We start from the raw sequence: 22,329 nt of genomic DNA, 5'->3' as shown, positions 1-22,329 counted from the left end.
CCGAAATGTCAGGCGGCGGGCTGCCACCCGAGCGCCGGTCCCAGCTTTGTCGCCATGTCCGTCAGGATCTGCGCGTAGTCCTCGTGCTCGAAGGTGAACGGCAGCGCGAACGCCACCTCGTCGATCTCCCTGAACGCGGCGTGTGCGTGCAGGAGTTCGGCGATCTCGGCGGAGGTGCCGACGATGTCCGGCGCGAACATCAGCCGGGCCGGGCCCTGCGGTGACGTCGTCCGGGGAGTGCGCTTGCGGGCGAACTCCTCGTACTTCGCGCGCTGTTCGGGCGACGCGGAGTCGGTCGGGATGACCACCAGCCCCTGGGAGACGCGGGCGTCGTCGCCATCGGGGTGGTGGGCGCGGAACGTGCGGACGTGGGAGAGCTGGATCTCCGCGAAGTCCCTTGACTCGTCCGGCCCTTCGGCCTTGACGACGCTGCTCGTCAGGAAGTTCATCCCGTGCTCGCCGGCCCACTTCGCAGAGCCCGCGCTGCCGCCGCCGTACCAGAGGCGACGTCCCAGGCCAGGGGAGTGCGGCTGGACCCGGTCCGAGAACACCTCGAAGCCCTCGACCCCGCTGAAGTCGGTCGCCGGTTTGCCGCGCACGAAGTCCAGGAGGCGGCGCACCCGCTCGTAGCTGAAGTCCTCGACGTCGGCCGTGTCGGGGTACAGCGCCTCCTTGAGCTGGTCGAAGTGCATCGGCGGGCCGACGCTGACGCCCGGGTTGATGCGGCCCCCGGACAGGATGTCGACGGTCGCCAGGTCCTCCGCCAGCCGCAGCGGGTTCTCCCAGCCGAGCGGGATCACCGCCGTGCCGAGTTCGATACGGCTGGTGCGCTGCGAGGCCGCCGCCATGACCGCGACGGGGGAGGAGATGCCGTACTGGAGATGGCGGTGGCGCAGCCACGCGCTGTCGAAGCCCAGGCGTTCGCCCAGTTCGATGATCTCCAGCGTCGACTCGTGGCCCCGGCGCGGATCGGCCTCGTCGAAGAGGCCGATCGTGAGGAAGCCCAGCTTTCGCAGCGGGCGTGAGGTGGGCGGCACGGGCTCCTCCGGCGGTCGTACGTCAGTTCTGTTCTGTCCTGATTGTGACAGGCGAACATTGCGCGCGTGTGATCAGTTCAGCGGGATGGTGATCTCGTCCTCGACCGGCGGGTCCATCTCCTGGGCGCGGTTGCCGGTGGCCGCGAAACAGCGCAGCCGGACCGCGTCCGGGGTGACGTCCAGCCGTAGGAAGCACTTGAAGAACGGCGGGCTGTACGTCACCGAGCTGGGCGAGAAGAGCTGCGTGTAGATCTTGCGCACCGGGAGGCGGAAGCGCGAGCGGCGGCCGGGACGGCTCCCGGCGCCCAGCAGGCTCGCCACCAGGCGGACGCGGCGGGTGATCCGGACGGGCGGGCCCGGAGTCCGCGTCGGCGGGATGCCGAGGCGCTCGCAGATCACGGCCGATGCCTCGGCCTCGGTCAGGGTGAAGAAGCGGCGCAGGTGCAGGCGGCGCCCGTACAGCCTGCTGTAGAAGGCGAGGGAGTCGCCGCGCAGCGGGTAGCACCGGAAGTCCTGCTCGGTGACGTTCGCGATGTCGACGCGCGGCACGGTGTGGGTCGCGTGCATGAACGCGCCGCCGCCGCCCGAGACCACGTACTGGAGCGTGCGGCCGTCCGCCAACTGGACTGGATAGCGTTGGTAGTTGTGGATGTCGCCGCCGATCGCGGCGACGAAGCGGTGGGCCGGATCGCTCACGATGTCGTCGACCGTGCCGCCGCCCTCGATGGCGCAGGGGTGGTGCTCGCCGTCGACGTACAGGGGCGAACCGGTGATGAGGATCTTCGGCGTGGGCCCCTTCGCCACCTCGCGCAGCCAGGCGCCCTGTTCGGCGTCGATCGTGCCCAACAGGCCCGTGTCGATACCGATGATGCGCACCGGACCCGCGTCGATCGCCCAGTACGGGCCCGGCTGCACGGCCTGTTGGACCGGCGAGGAACGCAACTCCCGTGCTTTGTCCAGGCGTTCGCCGTCGGACGGGCTGGGGTGGTGCCACAGCAGCGCGCGCCACCAGGCACGCGTCAGCGGGCGTGGCGCCTTCGGTGCGGGCAGCGCGGGCGCGTCGTCGCAGAAGACGCGCATGAAACCGCCGAGGCCCTCGTACCAGTCGTGGTTGCCGGGTATTGCGTAGATGGGCGCCGGATAGGCCTGGTACGGGCGGAAGAACTTCGTCTCGTAGTCGTCCGCGGTGCCGACGGGATAGATGACGTCACTGGCGACGACCGCGAACGCCGTGTCCTGACCGGCCTTCAGAAAGCCCGGCACGACGGCGTATTGGGGATCGTCACCCTCGCCGGTGTCGCCGATGACCATGAAGGAGAAGGTGTCTGGATCGTCGCGCCGGATCACCTTGTCGGCTGCTGCGCCGGCGTCCGTGCGCTGGGCCACCCAACGGCTGCGGGTGTCGCCGGTCGGATCCCCGAACCAAGTGGCCAACACGCCGTTGCGCGCGGCCCACAGAGTCTTCGGGCTGAGCCACGAGACCTTCTCGACATGGGACGGCATGAGCTGCTGATACGCACCGCGCTCCGCGGTGCCCCAACCGGCGCCTTCGAGAGTATCGCGTGAAGATTCAGACACCGGTGCACCGTAACAACGAGCCAACGCGGTACGAGAGGCAGGGGCCTGACAACATCAACTCGACGATGCTCAACCGAAAGGCCCCCGCATGCCCGGCGAAGCCGACTTCATCGACCTGATCCCCGACCCCGAACTCCGTTCGGACCGGCTGCTGTTGGGCATCCGCCACTTCGACGAACCCTTCCTCCTCTCCGTCTCGCTCTCCCAGGGCCTGGGTTCCAGCGACCTGTGGCTGGACCGGGGGAAGGCGGGCCGGACCTGGCTCGCCGAGTTCCGCCGGGTCGGCGACCGGGTCCTGTTCGCCGTCCGCAACAAGCACTTCCTGACCTCCGGCGACGCGGCCGCCGTACGAGCGGGGGACGAGTCGTTCGCGCTGTCCGTGCTGTGGAGCGGGCCCGTGCTGCGCGAGGAGAACGGCGCGGCCGTCGTGGACGCCACCGGGCTCGTCGTCGCCGACCACGACGGGATCGCCGAGCATCTCCACTCCCGCGAGCAGGGCGACTACACGATCGACGCGTCCACCAGCCTCCCGCTGGTCCCCGACAGCCGCACCGGACCCACCGCCGTCCGGCTGCCCGCGCTGCTCACCTTCCGGGGCCCCGGCCGCGGATCAGCGGTCCGGGCCGTCGCCGCCGACCCGCGCGCCCTCACCGTCGTCCAGCAGCTGAACCTGCTGCGGCTGCCCGCGTCCCCGCTTCCTGTCCGGCGCTACCACCCCGCCTCGGGCGGTTACGCCATCGGGTACGCCGACCACGGCCTGGTCGGCCGGGCGAACACGCAGGTCAAGCTCCAGCCCCGCTTCCGCGCGGAGCCCGGCGGCGCCCCGATCGTCTTCCAGATCGACCCGGCCGTCCCCGAGCCCTTCCGCTCGGCGGTCGTCGAGGGCGGCAACTGGTGGCAGCAGGCCTTTGCCCGGATCGGACTCCCCGACGCCTACCGGGTCGAGCCCGGCGGCGACGGCTTCGACCCGTACGACTCCGACGTCAACGGTGTGGTCTGGGTGCACCGGGCGGGCCGCGGCTGGTCCCTCGGCCAGGGACTGACCGACCCCCGCACCGGCGAGATCCTGCATGCCCGGGTACGGCTCGGCTCCCAGCGCGTCGAACAGGTCCGCGCGCTCGGCGAGTCCCTCCTCGCCCCCTACGGCCGCCCGGACGAGGTCGAACGGCTCGCCGCCGTCGAGGAGTTGGTGCTCGCCCGGCTGCGTCAGCTCGCCGCGCACGAGATCGGCCACGCGCTCGGCTTCATGCACAACTTCGCCAGTACGCAGCACCCCGAGCCGTCCGTCATGGACTATCCGCATGCGCGCATCCAGGTCACGGAGGAGGGCGACCTGGACCTGTCCGCCGCGTACGGCAAGGGACTCGGGCCGTGGGACCACTTCCTGGTCGCGCATGGCTACGGCCGGTTCGATGACGGCGTGGAGGAGACCGCGCTCGCCCAACTGCGCCGCGAGGCCGCCGAGTCGGGCCTGATCTACCTCTCCGACGAGGACGCCCAGGGCCCGAACGCCGCGCACGCTGACGCCGTGACGTGGGTGACCGGGCCGGACGCCTTCGAGGCGCTGGAGACGATGCTGCGGGTCCGCCGTATCGCACTGGACGGCTTCTCCCGCGGGGTGCTGCCGCCCGACCGGCAGACCGGTGAACTGGAGGAACGGGCCGTCCTGTTGCACCTCCTGCACCGGCACGAGGTGACGGCCGTGGCCCGGCTGGTGGGCGGGGTGCGCTACGGGTACGGGTTCGCGGGCGATGACGGCCGGGGCGCACAGGCCGTCGACGCGGCCACCCAGCACACGGCGCTGGCCCGACTCGCCGAACTGCTGCGCGCCGAGCAACTCGCCCTGCCCGGAACGGTGTTGGACGCCCTCACCCCGCCCGCGATCCGCTACGGCCGGACGGGGCAGTACCTCGACACGGGTGCCGGGCGGATCTTCGACCCCTTCGAGGCCGTACGGGTCGCGACCGCACTGGTGACGGAGCAACTGCTGGACCCGGCGCGGCTCAACCGGGTGGCCTGGCAGCATGCCGCCGACCCCGCGGCGCCCGGTGTCACCGACATCGTTGACGCGCTCCTCGCCGCCACCTGGCGCCGTACCGACTCGGTGCCCGCCGAACTGCCCGGCGGGGCCGCCGTACAACACGCGGCGGACTGGACCCTCCTGAACCACCTGCTGAGCCTGCTCGACGACACGGCTCTCCACGCGCCGGTACGCATGTCGCTGCGCGGTGCCGTGCGACGGCTCGGGATGGAGTTGCGGTGCCAGGGCGACGAACAGGCGCGTGAGGCGGGCGAGTCGATCCGGGCGTTTTTCGCCGACGCCGGGTCGGTGCGGGTCGATCCGCTGCCCCGGGTGCCGCCGGGCGCGCCCAACTGAGCCCGCCGTAGGGCTACTTGACGGCTACGGCGAGCGGGGGCTCAAGTCGGGCCGTGGTGCGCGGTGTTGGTCACCACTCGCCGGGGCGCTGCGGGGTGCCGTACGGATCCGGGCGGCCGCGTGCGGGAGCGGTCGGGGTGTTGTGGGCGCCGCGGGGATTCGGCGGCGAGGGGATGGCGGGGCTGCCGTACGAGGCCTGTCGGTTCGGCGTCGGGGTGGCGGGGTTTCTGCGGCTGTACCGGCTTCGGCTCCGGCGGCTGCCCGGTGGGGCGGGTGGGCTCTCGTACCCGCCCGGTCGGCCGACTGCCGGGCGGCCCGCCGTGTCGAAGAGGGAGTCGGGGCGCTGGGCGGGCTGCTTGCCTCCGGTGTCCGGGCCGACCGGGTGGCGGGCGAAGGAGCGGTCCCATTCGCCCTCGCCCATCACCAGCAGCGGGTCGAACATCACGACGACCCCGGCCAGCAGCAGGAAGATCACCGGTCCCAACAGCATGGGAAGCAGAATGGAGTTGGCGGAGTCGCCCGTCCACGCGCCGCCGGTGCCGTGCAGGTGGACGCTCACGGCGGCCATGCCCGTGTAGTGCATCCCGGAGACGGCCACGCCCATCACCAGGCTGGCGCCCAGGCTCGCCAGGAAGCCGCGGATGGAGACGGCCGCCCACAGGGCCGCGGTCGCGGCGACGATCGCGATCGCCACGGACAAGGCGACCGTACTGGTCCGGTACTCGATGTCGCCGTTCAACTTCAGGGCCGCCATGCCCAGATAGTGCATGGCGGCGACTCCTAACCCGGTGATGACGCCGGCCGCGGAGAGCGTGCCGGCGGTCGCGCCGCGGTAGCCCACGGCGAACACACCGATGCCGACCACGACGATCGCCACGGCCAGACTCAGCACCGTGAGGCCGATGTCGTAGCCGATCCGGGTCTCCTCGACCTGGAAGCCCATCATCGCGATGAAGTGCATCGTCCAGATGCCGCTGCCGATCGACGTCGCGCCGAGCGCGAGCCAACCCGCTTTCCACGACTGCTTGTTGTGCAGGGACCGCACTACGCAGCGCAGTCCCAGAGCCCCGCCCAGGCTGGCCATCAGATAGGCCGCCACCGGGGTCACCGCACCGTAGCGGAACCCGTCGATCGTGCCTTGCATGAGCCAACTCCCCCCAGAGTTGTGGCTTCCTGTGGGGGGAGTATGTATGGATCGGGCCCCGGCTGCGCAACCTTTTCACACCAGTGGTCGGTTAACTCTCTGCTTCCGGGACATCACTTGGGGCGCATCGGGGGTGATACGGGGACAGAAGCGGTCAGGGCTGTTGCGGCTTCTCGCGGTCGATGAAGTCCTTGGCCTTGTCCTGCGCCATGTCGACCTGCTTGGCGTGCTTGCCGCCCGTGCGCTCGTCGACCATGTCTCCCGCCCGGTCCACGCCTTCCTTGGCCTTGTCCGAGTGCTGGCCCAGCATTCCCTTGACCTTGTCCATGATCGACATGGCTGTCCTCCTTCGGACGTGCGTTGGCCCTCCCAGCATCCCCCTGCTTCCGGCGGGCCGCATTTCGGTGCCGGGCGGGGCGTCAGGCAGGGATCGGTTGTCCCTGGATGCGTTGTGCCTTCATCCGCGGGGGCGGCGCCGGAATCGTGGGTGGTGGCGGGTTCACCGCCCTGCACCGTCACACCTGGCCACCAGCCAGCCAGCCCCGACCCAGGAGCCGAACCATCATGGACATTCCCGAACCGGCCGTGCCCGACCTGACCGGAAAGCTCGCCGTGGTCACCGGTGGCAGCGACGGGATCGGGCTCGGTCTCGCCGGCCGTCTCGCCGCCGCCGGAGCCGAGGTGATCCTGCCCGTGCGCAACCAGGCCAAGGGCGGGGACGCCGTCGGCCGTATCAAGGCAGCCCACCCGGGCGCACAGGTCTCGACCCGCCCGCTCGACCTGTCCTCACTGGACTCCGTCGAGGCCCTCGCCGCGACCCTGGTCGACGAAGGGCGGCCCGTCCACCTCCTGGTGAACAACGCGGGCATCATGGAACCGCCCGCGCGTGCGGAGACCAAGGACGGCTTCGAGCTGCAGTTCGGTACGAACCATCTCGGCCACTTCGCGCTCACGGCACGGCTGTTGCCCCTGCTGCGTGCGGCGGGCGGCCGGGTCACCGCGCAGTCGAGCGTCTCCGCGAACATGGGCGGCATCAACTGGGCCGACCCCCAGTGGCGCGCTACGTACAAGCCCTCCCGCGCCTACAGCCACTCCAAGATCGCGCTGATGCTCTTCGCTCTGGAACTCGACCGCCGTAGCGCCCGGCTCGGCTGGGGGATCACCAGCAACGTCGCCCACCCCGGTGTCACCCCCACCAACCTGCTCGCGGCGCAGCCGCACATGGGCCGGTCCAAGGACACCGCGTCGGTGAGGATCATCCGCCGTTTCGCGAGCGCCGGTCTCCTCGTCCAGCCCCTCGACGCGGGACCGCTGCCGGCGCTGTACGCGGCGACGGACCCGGCTGCGCGGGGCGGCGCGTTCTACGGCCCCGGAGGCTTCCTGCACCTGAGCGGCGCCCCCGTCGAACAAGCCGTCTACAAGAACGCCCGCAGCGAAGCCGACGCCCGGCGGATCTGGGAGCTGTCCGAGGAACTGACCGGTGTCCGCTTCCCCGCCTGAGAAAGAATCACGTCATGGACCGAGCACAGCTGTCCGACTTCCTGCGGACCCGGCGCGAGGCACTGCAGCCCGAGGACGTCGGTCTGCCCCGCGGCCCGCGCCGACGTACCCGGGGCCTGCGGCGCGAGGAGATCGCCCTGCTCTGCGGTATCTCCACCGACTACTACGCACGCATCGAGCAGCAGCGCGGGCCGATGCCGTCCGAGGCGATGCTCGCCGCCATCGCCCGTGGCCTGCATCTCTCCCTGGACGAACGCGATCACCTGTTCCGGATGGCCGGCCACAACACACCCAGTCGCGGTCTCGGCACCGACCATGTCAACCCGGGCATCATGCGCATCCTGGACCGCCTCGCGGACACGCCCGCCCAGGTCGTCAACGGCCTCGGCGAGACCCTGATCCAGACCCGCCTCGCGGTCGCGCTGATCGGCAACGAGACCGAGTTCACCGGCCTCAGCCGCAGTCTGGGCTACCGCTGGTTCACCGACCCGCTGGCCCGACGGATCTATCCCGAGGCCGACCACGCGCTGAACAGCCGCGTCTTCACCTCCGAAATGCGCGCCGTCTACTCCCGCAACGGCGCCGACACCCGGGTGGGCGAGATCGTCGAGGCGCTCCTGGCGGAGAGCGAGGAGTTCGCCGGACTGTGGAGCGACCACGAGATCTCGGTCCGCCGACCCGACGACCGCAAACGCATCAGCCACCCCGATCTCGGCATCCTCGACCTCCAGTGCCAGGTCCTCTACGACGCCGACCAGGCACAGGCACTCCTCGTCTACACCGCCACACCCGGCACCGAGAGCCACCAGAAGCTCCAGCTCCTGTCCGTCGTGGGTGATCGTGAGCCGCACCTCTGACGTCGCCGTTCCTGACCACCTCGGAAAGGCATGGCGATCCCTCGGCTCAGGCGCGTACGAGAGGCTCGACCCCGTCGGTGTCGCGGGCCTCCCGGGTGCGGGACCCGGCGAGCAGGAGTGCCTGGAGGACCGCTCCGGACAGACCCACCCACAGGGCGAACCGGTAGCTCACCCGGTCGGCGAGGAGGCCGCCCAGGGGTGCGGCGATCGCGACCATGCCCCAGTTGAACGAGCGGATCGTGGCGTTCATCCGTCCCCGGAGGCGCTCGGGCGTGACCGCCTGGCGGTAGCTCATCTCGACCGGGCTTTCGAGCGAGATGGCGCCGGAGACCACGAAGAAGGCCAGCGACACCGAGATCAGGGCCCACGGTCCCCGCTGGGCGAGGACCAGCGGCAGCCAGCCGACGGCGGCGACGAGACGGCCCGCGATCAGGACGGCGCCGACGTCGAATTTCCGCGCCGCGCGTGCGGAGAACGCGCCGCCGAGCACTCCGCCGAGGCCCGCGCAGGCGTACGTCACGCCCAGGCCGAAGTCCCCGATCTTGAGGTCACGCAGTGCGAAGACCACGAAGACCGTACTGACGACGGTGTTGAAGAGGAGCATCAGGTGCGAGGTCAGCGCGATGGACGCCAGGGTCCGGTGGCGGTAGACCCAGGCCGTCCCCTCGCGCAGTTCGCTGAGGAGACTGCGCCGCGCGCCGCGATCGGGAACGGGGTCGTGGGCCCGCACCGTGGTGAGCAGCAGGCCGGACACCAGATAGCTGACGGCGTCCACGAGCACGGCGAGCGGCGCGCCGACCAGCCTGATCAGCACTCCGGCGATCAGCGGCCCGGTCGACCCGGCCGCCGCGTCGGCCTGCCCCACCCGGGCATAGCCCGCGTTGAGGAGTTCCTTGGGGACCAGCTGCGGGACGTAGGAGTGGTTGGCCGCGTCGAAGAACAGACAGAGCACCCCGAAGGCGAAGACACACGCGCACAGCGTGGCGACGCTGAGCCGGTCCAGGGCGTACAGGAGCGGGATGGCGCCGAGGAGGACGGCCCTGCCGAGATCCATGGCCACCATGACCGGCTTGCGCCGGGAGCGGTCCACCAGCACTCCGGCCACGAGCCCGAAGAGCAAGTAGGGCGCCCAGCGGGCCGCGTTGACCAGACCCACCTCCGTGGCGGAGGCGCTCAACGTGACGGCGGTGAGGATCTGCAGTGCCAGCCCGGTGATCTGCGAGCCGAACGACGAGATCGCGGAGGCGGTCCAGAAGCGTACGTACCCAGGAACGTCCACCAGGCGCGGCATGATCGGATCGTATCAAGTGACCCTTCTGCCACGGCAGTTGTGCCACCGGTCACGGCAGCACCGACGACGCCACCGCCCTCCCCGCCAGCAACGCGGCGACCGGATCGGCCGCCTCGTCGAGTTCGATGAGCACCGTGTCCGCGCCGGGCGTACGGGACATTACGTCGGCCCAGCCCTTCCAGTCGACGATGCCCGAGCCCAACTCGGCCATGTAGGGCTGCTGTTGGGCGAAGACCGTCTCGTCGATGGTGAGTTCCACGTCGATGGGCCTGACCGCGTCCTTCCAGTGCGCCAGCGCGACGCGCTGAGCGTGACGGCGTGCCACGGCCACCGGATCACCTCCGCCGAGCGCGATGTGGCAGGAGTCGGGGCACAGCCAGACGTAGCGAGGATCGGTGAAGGCCATGAACAGGTCGATGTCGCGCTCGTACCAGAGCGTGCTGTTGGACTCCGTGTGGAAGGCGAGCCGCACACCCTGCCGGGAGACGGCCTCGCCCACCGCGTGCGCGATGTCGGCCATGCGCGTCATGTACGGGGCGTCGACGAAGAGGGGCGGGCGCGTCCCGAACGTCGTGCGCATGGGGAGCCCCGCGACGAGGAGTTCGGCCCCCACGTCGACGAGGAAGGCAGCACGCCGTTCGGCGTCGGCGACGATCGCGGGCAGGTTCTCGGCGTCCCGCCAGTCGGGGCTGTCCTCCCCGGCGACGAACGCGCTCACCACGGCCAGCCCACGGGACACCAGCTCGCGGCGGAAGCCCTGCGCACTGCCGAAGGCCCGCAGCGCCGACTCGATGTCGCCCGGCGCGAAGGTGAGTTCGATGCCCGTGACGCCGGCCTCGTCCAGCGCGTCCATCACCCGCTCCCAGAAACGCTCGGGGTGCGCCAGCGCCCACGCGCGAACGGCGTCCGCGGAGGGGAGATCCCAGAAGTCCGGGTGGTAGAAGGTGACGACATCGGTCGCGAAACGCGGGGTCACTCGGCACCTCCGCGCGCGTTGTAGACGACGACACCGTCCGACTCGTCGACGGCCTTGCGGTAGTTCCGGAACACGGCCAGCGCCTCGTCCCGGAGCACATCTCCTACGACCTCGATGCCCCGCGCCTCGAACTGCTGGGCCCAGTCCGCGCCGAGCGGGCCCTCGTCGAACGTGGTGATCTCCTCCAGCTCCGGGCCCTCGCCCGCGACCACCAGACCGCGCACCCCGGACCACAAGGTGGCGCCGTAACACTGCACGCAGGGGCGCCAGTTGACGACCAGCTCGTGCGTCGGGAGGCCGGAGGCGCCCAAGTCCCAGCCGCCGGTGGCCACTTGGGCCAGGCCGAGAGCCATGACCTCGGCGTGTGCGCTGGAGACTCCGGAGGCGAGAACGACGTTCACGCCCACGGAGACGATCCGGCCGGTGTCGCGCTCGGCGACGAGTGCTGCGAACGGACCGCCGTTTCCCTCCCGCCAGTTGCGGTCCGCGAGCCGGTGCACGAGGCGCATCCGGTCCTCGCGGCCGGGGACGACGGCGGGCACGTCGGCCACCTCGTCGTCGATCCACGCCGGCAGCGCCACGCGGTATTCCTTCACGATGTCGATCACGTCCGGGCGTCCTTCACGGTTGGGCTTCCTCTCAGTGCGCGGTGAGCGGCGCGGTGCGGGTGGTCACGGCACGGGCGGCCCGTACGGCCGTCACCGCGCCGGTCAGCGTCACGTTGGCGGCCATCGGCGTGGGGATCACGCCGGTGCCGGCGACGTACAGGTTGTCGAAGCCCCACACCCGGCCGTCCGGATCGCAGACGCTGGTCCCGTCGTCGGCGGTGCCCGAGCGGACGGTACCGGTCAGGTGCAGGGACGAGCCGGGCGGGAGCAGGGCGAGTTCGGTCGCGGGGTCGAAGGGGCCGAACTCCTCGGCCAGTGAACGGACTTCGGCGAGTCCCCGCTCGATCAGCGCCTGGTCGGTGTCCGTGTAGGCGAACTCGACGCCGATACGCGGCAGTCCGGCGAGGTCCGTCTCCGACTCCGAGAAGACGAGCCGGTGTTCGGGGCGCGACTCGACCGGGACGAGCAGCGACAGACCCACGGCGTGTGCGAGGGGACGCCCGTCCTCGTCGACGTACGTCCGGTTCATGATCTGACCGTGGAACGGCTGAGCCGCCCCGTTCTGCGGCAGCCACAGCGAGTCCGTGCTGAACTCGCCGGTGCGCGGGAGCGGCAGATCGTCCAGGGCGATCCCGAACCGGTCGAGATCCAGGAGCACTTGGGCGGTGATGAACGCGTGCTCGTTGAGGTAGCGGCCCAGCGCGTCGGGGCGGATGCCCGAGGCGAACAACAGCTGCGGGGTGCGCAGCGCGTCGGCGCACACGATCACGGTGTCCGCGTGGAGTACGGACTCCGTGCCGTCGGCGAGGCGGCGCAGTCGGGCGCCGGTGGCCCGGCCGTCCGAGACGAGCAGCCGGGTCGCAAGGGTCCCCGTCAGCAGGGTGAACGCCGGGTCGCCGCCCGCCGCGATCGCCGGGAAGACCGTCCCCGGCGCCGTGCGCGGCATGGGGCCCGAGTCCGTCGCCGTGACCGCCATCGGCATCGGCTGCGGGTGCCGGTCGGCGGGCGCGGTGTCGTCGTAGCGGCGGCGCAGGACGTCGAGGACGGTCCGGCCGACCGCGGTCGGGCCGATGGGGGACGGGGAGACGGCGAGCAGGCGGCGCGCGGTGTCCAGGTCGGCCGCCCAGCGGGCCGGGTCGCCGAAGTCGAAGACCTCGTCTCCGGCCGGCCACGGGGTCGCGGCGGTCCAGTGGACGCCCATGCCGCCCGCGTTCCACGCCAGCGCCGTCGCGGGCATCGCCTCGGCGTCCTCGCCGAAGGCCAGCGCGTGGAACATGCCGGGCGTCAGTCCGGCGAGGCTGTCCGCGGCCTCGCGCACCACCTCGGCACCCGTGTACATGCCCTGGATACCGGATTCGACCCGCTCGTTGTACTGAGACCAGACGTCCGGATCGGCGACGTCGTGCAGATGCAGCCCGGGCGCCTCACCGATCGCGCTGCCGCCGTCGACCATCGTGATGCCCAGCCCCGGATCGCTCTCCCGCAGCAGCCGGGCCACCACGGAACCCATGATGCCGCTGCCTACGATGAGGACGTCGGTGTGCGGGGTGTCGGTCACAGGAAGACTCCAAAATCGGTTGCTGTGGGGGGAGTTAGGGACTGAGGACGAGCGGGCCGAACAACTCGGTGTCCATGCGGTCGAGTGCCAGCTTCACGGCGCCGATCAGCGCGGCGTCGCGGCCCAGGCCGGTGGCGCGCAACTCGATCGCGGGGGTACGGGCCGCGCGCATCGCCTCGCGCACCCGGGGGAGCAGCACATCGGCCGCGTCCTCCAGACCGCCGCCCAGCACGATGAGCGAGGGCGCGACCGTCCACGACAGGGTGGTGAGGATGGAGGTGATGTTCTCGACGAACTCGTCTACCTCGGCGAGCGCTTCGGCGTCACCGGCCCGGGCGGCCTCGAAGTGGGCCAGCGCCACCTTCCGTTGGGCGGCCTCCGGTGAACTCAGCAACGCCACCGGGCGGTCCTGGACCGTGCCGGTCGGGATCGACCGCGCCTCGACGATCTCGCCCGCCGCGCCGTCCAGACCCCGGTGCACGGCCCCTCGGATCAGGATGCCGAGACCGGTCCGGTTGCCCAGGATCGCCCACACCACGTTGTCGTGATCACCGGCCACACCCCGCCAACGCTCCGCCAGCGCACCGAGGTTGGAGTCGTTGTCCGCGAACCAGGGCATCCGGATGCGCTGTTCGAGCTCCTTCGGCAGATGCACGCCCTCCCAGCGCGTGGTGTGCACCAGGCGTCGTACGACCCCCTCGTCGTCGATGGCGCCACCGGCCGCCACCGCACCGGCGCGCAGCCGTTCCGGTGATCCGCCCGCGTCGTCGAGCGCCTCCCGCACCAGGGCCGCCGCGTCGTCGAGCGTGACCTGAGGGTCCTGGTAGGCGCGCAGCGGGCGGTGCGCCCGGCCGACGATACGGCCGCGTACGTCGGCGATCACGGCCGAGGCGTCAGCGGTGTTGATGTAGACGGCCGCCAACAGGGCGTGTTCCGCGCGCAGTTCGTACCGCCGGGCCGGTCGCCCGGCAGAGCCGCTGACCGGTATCCGCTCCAACTCGGCGACCCAGCCCGCCTCGACGAGCGAGTCCAGGATCAGCTCGATGGTACGGCGAGACAGCCCGGCCCGTTCGGCGAGCGCGGTCAGTGTCGTGGGCCCCGCGGAGACCGCGAGCGCGCGCAGGACGACCGAGGTGTTGACGCGCCGCACGGCGCTCTGGTTCATCCCCGACATCAACACCCCTCCGCCACCTCGGACTTGCCCCGTGCGACGGACGCGAACCCACAGGTCCCGGTCACCTGCGTCACCGCATCCCCGATCCGGCGATGCCCTGCACGAAGTACCGCTGCAGGAACAGGAAGAGCACGAGGACCGGCAGCATCACGACGATCGCGCCGGCGAGGACCAGGCCGTAGTCGGTGACGTGCTGGGCCGCCTGGCTGGTGGCGGCGAGGCCTACCGGGAGGGTGTAACTCGCCGTGCTCTGGGCGACTATGAGCGGCCAGATGAAGTTGTTCCACGAGTTCAGGAACGACATGATCGTGATCGTCGCGACCGCCGGACCGGTCAGCGGAAGGAAGACCCGGAAGAAGATCCGGAACTCGCCCGCCCCGTCGATGCGCGCCGCCTCCAGCAACTCGTCGGGGACCGACTGTGCGTACTGCCGCATGATGAACACCGACAGCGGCAGCGCCACACCGGGCAGCGCGATGCCGGTGAGGGTGTCGGCGAGGCCCATGTCGACGGTGATCACGAACTGGGTGACGAACACCGTCGTGAACGGCACCATCATCGCCGCCATCACCGCCCCGAACGCGAGCCGCCTGCCCGCGAACTCCAGCTTGGCCAGGGCGTATCCGGCCGCCGAGGCCGCCACGATGTTGCCGATCACCACCATGAGGGCGACCAGGACACTGTTGGTGAGGAAGCGCCCGAAGCCCTCGGTCCGGAACAGCCGCACGAAGTTGTCGAGCGTGACGTGCCGCGGCAGCCACGCGCCCGGGTCCGAGCGGATCTCGTCGAGTCCGCGCAGCGAACCGCTGACCACCCAGAAGAAGGGCAGCAGCGTGAGCAGCGCGCACAGCACCAACGCGCCGTACAGGACGGGGCGGCCAACGGACCGTGTGCGTACGGCGATCCGGTTTTCGGAGGCGGCGGCGATCAGGTCGGCGTCTGCGTCGGTCAACGACGCGGCTACGGCGGTCATGTGCGGGGCCTCAGCAGTCGGAACTGGACGACACTCACCAGCAGCACGAGCAGCAGCATCACGAACGACGCGGCCGAGGACATGCCCAGCTGGCCGGAGCCGAACTGGTGGTAGGTGTACAGCGAGACGGACTCGGTGGCCCCCAACGGGCCGCCGTCGGTGAGGAGATAGGGCTCGTCGAAGACCTGGAGGTAGAAGACGGTCAGCAGTACCGACACCATGAGAGTGGTCGGGAGCAGCAGCGGCAGGGTGATATGCCTCAACTGCCGCCAGCGGCCCGCCCCGTCGAGCGCGGCGGCCTCGTACACGTCCTCCGGTATGGCTTGTAGTCCGGCGAGGAACAGCACCATCGCGGTGCCGAAGTTGCGCCAGACGCCGAGCAGGATCACCACGGGCATCGCGAGGTGCGGATCGTCCAGCCAGTTCGGTCCGGCGAGACCGACGTAGCCCAGTGCCTTGTTGACGGTGCCGCCCGCGTTGAAGGCGTACTGCCAGATCAGCGCGACCGCGACGACGTTGGTGACGACCGGTGCGAAGAAGACCGTACGGAACACGCCACGCAGCCGCCGGATCCCGGAGTTCAGCGCGACGGCCAGCCCGAAGCCGATCGCCATGGTCAGCGGGACCCCGACGGCGACGAAGACACCGGTGTTCAGGATGTCCCGCAGGAAGGTCGGATCCTGGAACAGACGCAGGTAGTTGTCCAGGCCGGTGAAGTCGACCGCGAGGGGATGCCGCAGGTCCGAGCCGCGCAGATCGGTCAGGCTGAAGCCGAGCGCGGCCACCGTGGGGATCGCGGTGTAGATCAGGAACACGACGGCGAACGGCGCGAGGAACAGCCAAGCGACCGCCGTGCGACGGGAGTTGCGTGCCCGGTGCCGCGCTCCCGGGACGAGCGTGGTGGTCATCCGCGGCTCACTCCGCGCCCGTGCCGAGACTCTTGGCGTACGCCTGGATGCTCGCGGCGGCCTTCTCCGCGGTCTGCGTGCCCTTCGCCACGGTCTCCATCTCCTTGCCCAGCCGGGTGGCGACCTGCTGCCAAGTACCCACTTGGGGAAGGGCCTTGGTGTTCTTCAGCTGGGTGAGGAAGGCGTCGAGGAGCGGCTGCTTCTTGACGGCCGGAGCGTCCCAGGCGGAAATCACCGCGGGCAGTGAGCCGTACGCCGAGTACTGCGCGACCTGCGTGCTCGGCTTCGCGACGTGGCGGACGAACTTCCACGACGCGTCCGTGTTCCCGCTGTCCGCGAGGACGCCCCAAGTCCCCCCGGCGGAGAAGGAGATGCTGCCCGAGGCACCGGCCGGCAGGGGAGCCGTGGCGACATGGGCCGCCGTCCAGCCGGTCTTCTTCGCGGCGGTGTCCAGTTGTCCGAGCACCCACGGACCGGTGATCATCGTGGCCGTCTTCCCGGACACGAAGTACGGCTGCGCGTCGAGGAAGGTGGGGGTCGCGGTGTCGGCCGAACTCGAGGTGAAGAACGACGCGTTGTACTTGAGCGCGTCGACCATCTCGGGTGTGTCGAGGGTCCAACTGCCGCTGGACGAGAGGAGGTTGCCGCCCGCCTGCCAGGCGTACATAGCGACGTCCTGGCCGTTGAAGATGTCCCAGCCGTTGTCCGCCCCGAGCCCGTGCACGGCTCCGGCGCCCTTCAACGCCTTGAAGAACGGCACCATTTCGGCCCAGGTGGTGGGTGCTTCGACGCCCGCCTTCCTGGCGAGGTCGGCTCGGTAGACGAGGGCGTACGTGTACGCGTACCAAGGCACCGTGTAGGCGACGTCCTTGACCAGGCCCGCATCCCAGAGGCTTTTGAAGAAGGCGCCGGAGTCGACGAGTCCGTCCGGTACGGGCCGGAGGATCGACGGGTCGAGGAACTGCGCCTGCGACTCGGGGAAGAACTGGGCCACATCGGGGCCCTTGCCCGCCGCGATCGCCGCCTGGAGCTTCGTGTAGTACTCGGAGTTCGGTATCAGCGTGAACTTCACGGTGACGTCGGGGTTCGCGGCCTTGAAGGGCTTGATCACCTTGTCGAGGACATCGGCGTCGCCCTGCGCGGCCCAGACGTTCACGGTGCCGGTGGCCGGTTTGTCGTCGATCGACTTGGCCGTGGCCTTCGCGGTGGCGGTCGCGGTGTCGCCGCGCCCGCAGCCCGCGAGGGCGAGGGTGCCGAGCAGAGCGGTGCCGGCGGACAGTCTGAGGACGCCGCGGCGGGAGGGATCGGACACTCGGGGGCTCCTGTCTCATGGGGCGCTGAGGACAGTGAAGGGAATTCCGGAGCCCCGCCCTTTTCGGGTTCCGGGATTTTCGGGGAAAGCAGCGTTATCGGTCCGACGGCCGTAATGCGGCTGATGGGACCTCTGTGGCTGACTGCGACGTTAGGAAGGGTCTGTTTCGCCGGCGTGGCTCAGCCGTCACGAATAATTTCGGAACTTGTAGCGAAATCCCTGACAGAGGGAAAACCCTTGAGTGCCCCTGACCTGGGTGACATGGACGGGTCAAGACTGTCATCCTCCACCCAGCCACCCCCACGGATCCTCCACGGATTGGTCAAAGTTCGTACCGGTCCCGCACAGCTCGGCTCTTCCCGGACAGCAGACCCGGCTGCCCGGTCTGTCACCGGCCGCGTCCGCGGTCGTCGCAGTAGGAGTTAAGAGTGAGACGCATCCCCCGCAAGCGGATGGCGGTAGGAGCCCTGGTCTCCACCGCCGCCTTCCTGGCCGTAGGCATCCAGACGGTGCCGGCGACCGCGAAGCCCGCATCCCCCCACCCGAGCCCGCTGCTCACCGGCAGCCTGGAGGCGAAGCTCACCCCGGCGCAGCGCTCCGCCCTGGTGACGAGTGCCACGCAGAACAGCACGAAGACCGCCCGCACCCTCGGCCTCGGCGCCAAGGAGAAGCTGGTCGTCCGGGACGTCGTCAAGGACAACGACGGCACGGTCCACACCCGTTACGAGCGCACCTACGCGGGCCTCCCGGTCCTCGGCGGCGACCTCGTCGTGCACACCCCGCCGGCCAGCGTGGCGACGGGCACCGTGAGTGCCACGTTCAACAACAAGCACACCGTCACGGTCCCCTCCACCACCGCGTCCCTCTCCAAGACGGCCGCCGAGACCAAGGCGCTCACCACCGCCAGGACCCTCGACGCCAAGAGCCCCGCCACCGACAGCGCCCGCAAGGTCATCTGGGCCGGCAGCGGCACCCCGAAGCTCGCCTGGGAGACCGTGATCGGCGGCTTCCAGGACGACGGCACGCCGAGCCAGCTGCACGTCATCACCGACGCCTCCAGCGGCAAGGAGCTCTACCGCTACCAGGGCATCAAGACGGGCACCGGCAACACCCAGTACAGCGGCACGGTGACGCTCAACACCACGCTGTCCGGCTCCACTTACCAGCTCTACGACACCACGCGCGGCGGCCACAAGACGTACAGCCTCAACAACGGCACGTCCGGCACCGGCACGCTGATGACCGACTCCGACGACGTATGGGGTACGGGCGCCGGCTCCAACACCCAGACCGCCGGCGCGGACGCGGCCTACGGCGCGCAGATGACGTGGGACTTCTACAAGAACACGTTCGGCCGCAGCGGCATCAAGAACGACGGCGTCGCCGCCTACTCGCGCGTCCACTACAGCACGGCGTACGTCAACGCCTTCTGGGACGACGACTGCTTCTGCATGACGTACGGCGACGGCACCAGCAGCACCCACGCGCTGACCTCGCTGGACGTGGCCGGTCACGAGATGAGCCACGGCGTCACCTCCAACACCGCGGGCCTTGAGTACAGCGGTGAGTCCGGTGGTCTGAACGAGGCGACCTCGGACATCTTCGGCACGGGCGTGGAGTTCTACGCGGCGAACTCCACCGACGTCGGTGACTACCTCATCGGCGAGAAGATCGACATCAACGGCGACGGCACGCCGCTGCGTTACATGGACGAGCCCGACAAGGACGGCGGCTCCGCCGACAGCTGGTACTCCGGCGTCGGCAACCTGGACGTCCACTACTCCTCGGGCCCGGCGAACCACATGTTCTACCTGCTCTCCGAGGGCAGCGGCACCAAGACCATCAACGGCGTCACCTACAACAGCCCGACCTCCGACGGCGTCGCCGTCGCCGGTATCGGCCGGGCCGCGGCCCTGCAGATCTGGTACAAGGCGCTGACGACGTACATGACGTCCAGCACCACGTACGCCCAGGCCCGCACCGCCGCACTCAGTGCCGCCGGCGCGCTGTACGGCACAACGTCCGCCCAGTACGCCGGAGTCGGCAACGCCTTCGCCGGTATCAACGTCGGCAGCCACATCACGGTGCCGACCACCGGCGTCACGGTCACCAACCCGGGCAGCCAGTCCTCGACCGTCGGTACGGCGGTGAGCCTGGCGATCACGGCCAGCAGCACCAACAGCGGCACCCTGACGTACGCCGCGACCGGACTGCCGACCGGCCTGTCGATCAGCAGCTCCACGGGCGCCATCACCGGCACCCCGACGACCTCGGGCACCTACAGCACCACGGTGACCGTCACCGACAGCACCGGGGCGACCGGCACCGCGGCCTTCACCTGGACCGTGAGCTCCAGCGGCGGGGGAGGCACCTGCACCTCGACACAGCTGCTGGGCAACGCGGGCTTCGAGTCGGGTGCCACCACCTGGACCGCGACCAGCGGGGTCATCACCAGCGACACCGACGAGGCGGCCCGCACCGGTTCGTACAAGGCCTGGCTCGACGGCTACGGCTCGACCCACACCGACACGCTGTCCCAGTCGGTGACGATCCCGAGCGGCTGCACGGGGACGACGTTCACCTTCTACATCCACATCGACACGGCTGAGACCACCACCAGCACCGCGTACGACAAGCTGACGGTCACCGCCGGATCGACCACCCTGGGCACGTACTCCAACCTCAACGCGGCCACCGGGTACGTCGCGAAGTCCTTCAGCCTGTCGGCCTTCGCGGGCACCACGGTCGCCCTGAAGTTCAGCGGGGTCGAGGACTCCTCGCTCCAGACCAGCTTCGTCATCGACGACACCGCCGTCACGACCAGCTGATCGATCCGTGAGTCCGGCACCCCGCACGCGCCCCCAGGCGTGCGGGGTGTTCCGGTTTCTCTCAGCTCAGCGGGTCCAGCGTCAGATAGGCCTGCTGCGGGTTCCCGTCGTTCACCAGGGACTCCTGGGCGCCGACGTCGTCGAACGCGAACGCGTACGCCTTGCCGTCGGCCATCTGCGCGTGGATCTTGCGCGCGTACTGGTTGGTCACCGTGTCCACGTAGAAGTTCGCCGTGGTGGTGTCCGGCTGGTTGGGGTTGACCAGGAGCGTGGACCGGTTGAAGCCCGCGCACAGCGTGCGTGAAATCGGCCCGCGCACCAGGTCGTTGGGGGCGTCGAGGTACTTGTAGCAGCCGAAGATGCTGGCCGCGTCCGGCTTCTGGAAGGTCGTGACCACCGCCCCGGAGCTGTTGGTGAAGTTCATGACGTTGCCCGACACCCGGCCGTAGTACTTCGTGTTCGGCTGGTCGGCGAACGGCGTCACGGTCAGCGTCGACGACGAGTACTTCGACCAGACACGGTTGATGTAGTCGTCCATCACGGTGCTCGGCAGGGCACCCGTCTCGATCCCGTACGTCGGTGAGAGCGCTCGCAGAACCGTGCCGTCGGACCGGGTCTGGATCAGGTTGGCCCAGCCGCCCGGCTGCCCGCGCAGCGCGTTGAAGAACCCGGTGTACCCACCCGACTTGAGGTGCCCGGTGGAGGCCGTGCTCCCGTCGGACCGCTGCACCCCGACCGCGTACGGCGCGGAGAACATGTCCACCTGGGTGCTGTTGATCCACAGCCCGGAGTCGTTCAGCGTGTACTCGGACCAGTTGAAGAGGATGTTGCGGTTCGGGTCCGTCGGGTTCTGCACGGCCGGCTGCACCAGACCGCCGGTGGTCAGCTTGAACACCAGCTTCTGGCCGTACGAGAAGTAGATGCGGCCCGAGAACTTGGGGAGCCGGATGGTGGTGGACTGTCCGGCCGCCGGGCCCGCGATCGACGCGTCCGGCGCCGGGGTGGGCGGGTTGCCCCCGGCCGGCCAGGCGTGGAACGTGCCGTTCGCGTCGGCCCAACCCTGTTGGCCGGTGGTCAGGTTGGTGCCCAGGTCGTAGATGTAGACCGCGTCACCGCGGCCCGAGTTGTTGGTGATCTTCAGCGGGATCGTGGCCGGCACCGCGGCGTCCGCCGTCACCGGTGTGGCCAGCGCGATCATCGTGGCCACCGCGGTCGCGGCGCCCAGTCGACGCATGAGTCTGGCGAGCACTACTCACCTCCGTGTGGGGGGTGTACGAAGAATTGGTCCGTACCTGTGTGAGAGCGCTCTCAGCGTCGCGCCGAGCCGCGGGCATGTCAATGAGTTGAACGAAAGGTGCCCACGGCAACTCGCGCCGTGGGCACCTGGATTGAATGAGTGAAAGCGGTCTGCCGATCAGAACGTACGGTCCAGCAGGTCGAGCAGCGCGACCCAGTGCCGCTCGTCGGCCTCCGCGTCGTACGCCGAGGTGTCGGCCTGCGTGTAGCCGTGCCGCGCGCCCGGGTAGACCTCGCAGCGGTGCCGGACACCGGCCGCGGTGAGCGCGTTCTCGAACCGCTTGATCTGGTCCTCGGGCAGCGAGGGATCCTGGTCGGCGTGGCCGAAGTACAGCTCGGCGGTGATGTGTTCGGCGGCCAGGTGCGGGCTGCCCGGGTCGTCGGTGGCCAGCCGCCCACCGTGGAAACCGGCGGCGGCCGCCACCCGGTCCGGGTAGGCACCGGCGGTGTACAGCGCGAGGCGGGCGCCCATGCAGTACCCGGTGATCGCGATCGGCCCGTCGACGACCAGCGGGGAGTCGGCCAGCCAGCGCAGATAGGCCCCGGCGTCCCGCTCGATCAGCTCGGGATGCCGGGCCAGCCCCATGATCAGCGGGCCGACCTTCTCGAAGATCTCCGGACGTCCGTCGTGATCGATGAACTCGGGCAGCTCCACCACCGGCGCGCGACCCTGCCGGTAGAACACGTTCGGCACCAGGACCGTGTAACCGGCCTCGGCCAGCCGGTCGGCCATCGACTTCAGGTGCGGGCGCAGTCCGAAGGCGTCCTGGTAGAGCAGCACGGCCGGACGGGGGCGCTCGTCACCGGGATGCACCAGATAGGCGTCCGCGATGCCGTCCTCGGTGGGGATGTCCACGGCTGTGCCCTGTACGGCGGTCATGGTGGGGGTGCCTCCCTGCGGATGGGCGCCGG

18 protein-coding genes are annotated in these 22,329 nt (G+C 70.0%); 4 read left to right on the top strand and 14 right to left on the bottom strand.

The window, feature by feature from the left end:
* Nucleotides 1–8 precede the first annotated feature (8 nt).
* The gene (locus OG496_RS04265) at nucleotides 9–1,037 is read right to left on the bottom strand and encodes an LLM class flavin-dependent oxidoreductase (RefSeq protein ID WP_405969632.1); all 1,029 of its coding nucleotides are present in this window, start codon (nucleotides 1,035–1,037) and stop codon (nucleotides 9–11) included.
* A gap of 72 nt (nucleotides 1,038–1,109) precedes the next feature.
* Nucleotides 1,110–2,615 (bottom strand): metallophosphoesterase family protein, encoded by a 1,506-nt coding sequence (locus OG496_RS04260; protein ID WP_405969631.1) that lies wholly within the window; start codon nucleotides 2,613–2,615, stop codon nucleotides 1,110–1,112.
* A gap of 88 nt (nucleotides 2,616–2,703) precedes the next feature.
* On the opposite strand from OG496_RS04260, the gene OG496_RS04255 reads away from it, so the two are divergent.
* Nucleotides 2,704–4,992, top strand: coding sequence for a zinc-dependent metalloprotease (locus tag OG496_RS04255; protein ID WP_405969630.1), 2,289 nt, complete (start codon nucleotides 2,704–2,706; stop codon nucleotides 4,990–4,992).
* A 70-nt stretch (nucleotides 4,993–5,062) separates the two neighbouring features.
* On the opposite strand, the gene OG496_RS04250 is transcribed toward OG496_RS04255, so the two are convergent.
* Both OG496_RS04250 and OG496_RS04245 read right to left on the bottom strand, forming a co-directional pair.
* On the bottom strand, nucleotides 5,063–6,136 hold the full coding sequence (locus tag OG496_RS04250; RefSeq protein ID WP_405969629.1) for an MHYT domain-containing protein: 1,074 nt from the start codon (nucleotides 6,134–6,136) through the stop codon (nucleotides 5,063–5,065).
* A 154-nt stretch (nucleotides 6,137–6,290) separates the two neighbouring features.
* Complete coding sequence (locus OG496_RS04245; protein WP_043664173.1) at nucleotides 6,291–6,473, bottom strand: antitoxin; 183 nt, start codon at nucleotides 6,471–6,473, stop codon at nucleotides 6,291–6,293.
* Between the two features lie 227 nt (nucleotides 6,474–6,700).
* On the opposite strand from OG496_RS04245, the gene OG496_RS04240 reads away from it, so the two are divergent.
* Nucleotides 6,701–7,636: an SDR family oxidoreductase gene (locus OG496_RS04240; RefSeq protein WP_405969628.1), complete on the top strand. Its 936-nt coding sequence runs from the start codon at nucleotides 6,701–6,703 to the stop codon at nucleotides 7,634–7,636.
* A gap of 14 nt (nucleotides 7,637–7,650) precedes the next feature.
* Entirely contained in the window at nucleotides 7,651–8,493 is an 843-nt protein-coding gene (locus OG496_RS04235) for a helix-turn-helix transcriptional regulator (RefSeq protein ID WP_405969627.1), read from the top strand.
* Nucleotides 8,494–8,539: 46 nt separating this feature from the next.
* Here OG496_RS04235 and OG496_RS04230 read toward each other — a convergent pair whose 3' ends face one another.
* From OG496_RS04230 to OG496_RS04195, 8 genes are all read right to left on the bottom strand, one after another.
* On the bottom strand, nucleotides 8,540–9,784 hold the full coding sequence (locus tag OG496_RS04230) for an MFS transporter (RefSeq protein ID WP_405969626.1): 1,245 nt from the start codon (nucleotides 9,782–9,784) through the stop codon (nucleotides 8,540–8,542).
* 49 nt (nucleotides 9,785–9,833) lie between these two features.
* Nucleotides 9,834–10,760: a sugar phosphate isomerase/epimerase family protein gene (locus OG496_RS04225; protein ID WP_405969625.1), complete on the bottom strand. Its 927-nt coding sequence runs from the start codon at nucleotides 10,758–10,760 to the stop codon at nucleotides 9,834–9,836.
* Nucleotides 10,757–11,368, bottom strand: a complete 612-nt coding sequence (locus OG496_RS04220) for a nucleoside deaminase (RefSeq protein WP_366492586.1) — start codon at nucleotides 11,366–11,368, stop codon at nucleotides 10,757–10,759. The genes OG496_RS04225 and OG496_RS04220 overlap by 4 nt, the downstream gene beginning before the upstream one ends.
* 31 nt (nucleotides 11,369–11,399) lie before the next feature.
* Nucleotides 11,400–12,926 (bottom strand): GMC oxidoreductase, encoded by a 1,527-nt coding sequence (locus OG496_RS04215; RefSeq protein ID WP_405969624.1) that lies wholly within the window; start codon nucleotides 12,924–12,926, stop codon nucleotides 11,400–11,402.
* A 34-nt stretch (nucleotides 12,927–12,960) separates the two neighbouring features.
* Nucleotides 12,961–14,091, bottom strand: coding sequence for an ROK family protein (locus tag OG496_RS04210; protein ID WP_405976559.1), 1,131 nt, complete (start codon nucleotides 14,089–14,091; stop codon nucleotides 12,961–12,963).
* Between the two features lie 79 nt (nucleotides 14,092–14,170).
* On the bottom strand, nucleotides 14,171–15,073 hold the full coding sequence (locus tag OG496_RS04205; protein ID WP_405969623.1) for a carbohydrate ABC transporter permease: 903 nt from the start codon (nucleotides 15,071–15,073) through the stop codon (nucleotides 14,171–14,173).
* Complete coding sequence (locus OG496_RS04200; RefSeq protein WP_405969622.1) at nucleotides 15,070–15,981, bottom strand: carbohydrate ABC transporter permease; 912 nt, start codon at nucleotides 15,979–15,981, stop codon at nucleotides 15,070–15,072. The genes OG496_RS04205 and OG496_RS04200 overlap by 4 nt, the downstream gene beginning before the upstream one ends.
* A gap of 7 nt (nucleotides 15,982–15,988) precedes the next feature.
* Complete coding sequence (locus tag OG496_RS04195) at nucleotides 15,989–17,293, bottom strand: extracellular solute-binding protein (protein WP_405969621.1); 1,305 nt, start codon at nucleotides 17,291–17,293, stop codon at nucleotides 15,989–15,991.
* 452 nt (nucleotides 17,294–17,745) lie between these two features.
* Between OG496_RS04195 and OG496_RS04190 the strand changes: the two genes are divergently transcribed.
* On the top strand, nucleotides 17,746–20,121 hold the full coding sequence (locus OG496_RS04190) for a M4 family metallopeptidase (protein WP_405976558.1): 2,376 nt from the start codon (nucleotides 17,746–17,748) through the stop codon (nucleotides 20,119–20,121).
* A gap of 61 nt (nucleotides 20,122–20,182) precedes the next feature.
* Here the strand turns inward: OG496_RS04190 and OG496_RS04185 are convergent, their stop codons facing one another.
* Together OG496_RS04185 and OG496_RS04180 are read right to left on the bottom strand one after the other, a co-directional pair.
* Nucleotides 20,183–21,370, bottom strand: a complete 1,188-nt coding sequence (locus OG496_RS04185; protein ID WP_366492591.1) for a glycoside hydrolase family 64 protein — start codon at nucleotides 21,368–21,370, stop codon at nucleotides 20,183–20,185.
* A 165-nt stretch (nucleotides 21,371–21,535) separates the two neighbouring features.
* Entirely contained in the window at nucleotides 21,536–22,297 is a 762-nt protein-coding gene (locus tag OG496_RS04180; protein ID WP_366492592.1) for a dienelactone hydrolase family protein, read from the bottom strand.
* Between the last annotated feature and the right edge of the window lie 32 nt (nucleotides 22,298–22,329).

This window comes from Streptomyces sp. NBC_00988 (assembly GCF_045162645.1).
In the GTDB taxonomy this organism is placed as follows: domain Bacteria; phylum Actinomycetota; class Actinomycetes; order Streptomycetales; family Streptomycetaceae; genus Streptomyces.
The sequence above is the reverse complement of the archived record's forward strand: the minus strand, read 5'-3'. Positions and strand labels throughout refer to the sequence as shown.

What these genes read in the sequence shown, in the direction of transcription:
- OG496_RS04255 (WP_405969630.1), top strand. Translation starts at nt 2,704, where the DNA reads ATGCCCGGCGAAGCCGACTTCATCGACCTGATCCCCGACCCCGAACTC.
- OG496_RS04250 (WP_405969629.1), bottom strand. Translation starts at nt 6,136, where the DNA reads ATGCAAGGCACGATCGACGGGTTCCGCTACGGTGCGGTGACCCCGGTG.
- OG496_RS04245 (WP_043664173.1), bottom strand. Translation starts at nt 6,473, where the DNA reads ATGTCGATCATGGACAAGGTCAAGGGAATGCTGGGCCAGCACTCGGAC.
- OG496_RS04240 (WP_405969628.1), top strand. Translation starts at nt 6,701, where the DNA reads ATGGACATTCCCGAACCGGCCGTGCCCGACCTGACCGGAAAGCTCGCC.
- OG496_RS04235 (WP_405969627.1), top strand. Translation starts at nt 7,651, where the DNA reads ATGGACCGAGCACAGCTGTCCGACTTCCTGCGGACCCGGCGCGAGGCA.
- OG496_RS04230 (WP_405969626.1), bottom strand. Translation starts at nt 9,784, where the DNA reads ATGCCGCGCCTGGTGGACGTTCCTGGGTACGTACGCTTCTGGACCGCC.
- OG496_RS04210 (WP_405976559.1), bottom strand. Translation starts at nt 14,091, where the DNA reads ATGAACCAGAGCGCCGTGCGGCGCGTCAACACCTCGGTCGTCCTGCGC.
- OG496_RS04205 (WP_405969623.1), bottom strand. Translation starts at nt 15,073, where the DNA reads ATGACCGCCGTAGCCGCGTCGTTGACCGACGCAGACGCCGACCTGATC.
- OG496_RS04200 (WP_405969622.1), bottom strand. Translation starts at nt 15,981, where the DNA reads ATGACCACCACGCTCGTCCCGGGAGCGCGGCACCGGGCACGCAACTCC.
- OG496_RS04190 (WP_405976558.1), top strand. Translation starts at nt 17,746, where the DNA reads ATGGCGGTAGGAGCCCTGGTCTCCACCGCCGCCTTCCTGGCCGTAGGC.
- OG496_RS04180 (WP_366492592.1), bottom strand. Translation starts at nt 22,297, where the DNA reads ATGACCGCCGTACAGGGCACAGCCGTGGACATCCCCACCGAGGACGGC.